Annotated in this window: 2 rRNA genes; both read left to right on the top strand. The window is 42.2% G+C overall.

Annotated elements, in window-relative coordinates:
• Nucleotides 1-108: ribosomal RNA gene (locus HQN88_RS37225) — 16S ribosomal RNA — on the top strand; the annotation flags it as partial.
• 499 nt (nt 109-607) lie between these two features.
• Nucleotides 608-728, top strand: a 23S ribosomal RNA gene (locus tag HQN88_RS37230); the annotation flags it as partial.

The following is a 728-nucleotide window of genomic DNA, read 5'->3' on the forward strand; positions in this document are numbered from 1 at the left end:
CGGTGGGGTAACCCGCAAGGGAGCCAGCCGCCGAAGGTGGGGTAGATGATTGGGGTGAAGTCGTAACAAGGTAGCCGTATCGGAAGGTGCGGCTGGATCACCTCCTTTCTATGGAGACTCGTGTCTGATAGACACAGTCAAGTATCTTCGGATATAAATCGCTTAACTCACTCGTGTTCAGTTTTGAAAGAGCAATCTTTCAAAATAGCCGATATTTCTGAAATAAGTGGAAAACCTCCAGTTAATTTCGAGAGATTAAGGTGTTTAAGTGAATTAACATGAAAATATGTAGTTAATTTCATCACTTTTGGTCTGATTCAGACTTTAAGCGTGAAATAACTGTAGAATTTCCAGTTAAATGCTTAATTCTTCCGAAATCGACGAAATTAACAACAAGAAATCCAGTTAATTTCGAAGTATTGCACAACGGTTGACAACCAACATCGCTTCGCGAATGTAATGGTTGCAACATTGTTCCTTGAAAACTAGATAACGAAACAAAAACGTAAAGTAAGAACTTAAGTTGCTTGATCTTCGGATCATGCAAAAATCTTTAAACTCTTTCAATTAGGAGAGACTTTGGCTTAGGCCAAAGATCCCTATAAATGGTTAAGCTAGAAAGAGCACACGGAGGATGCCTAGGCACTAGGAGCCGAAGAAGGACGTGGCGAACGACGAAATGCCTCGGGGAGCCGTAAGCAGGCTTTGATCCGGGGATGTCCGAATGG

This window comes from Paenibacillus qinlingensis (assembly GCF_013204845.1).
Lineage (GTDB): Bacteria > Bacillota > Bacilli > Paenibacillales > NBRC-103111 > Paenibacillus_E > Paenibacillus_E qinlingensis.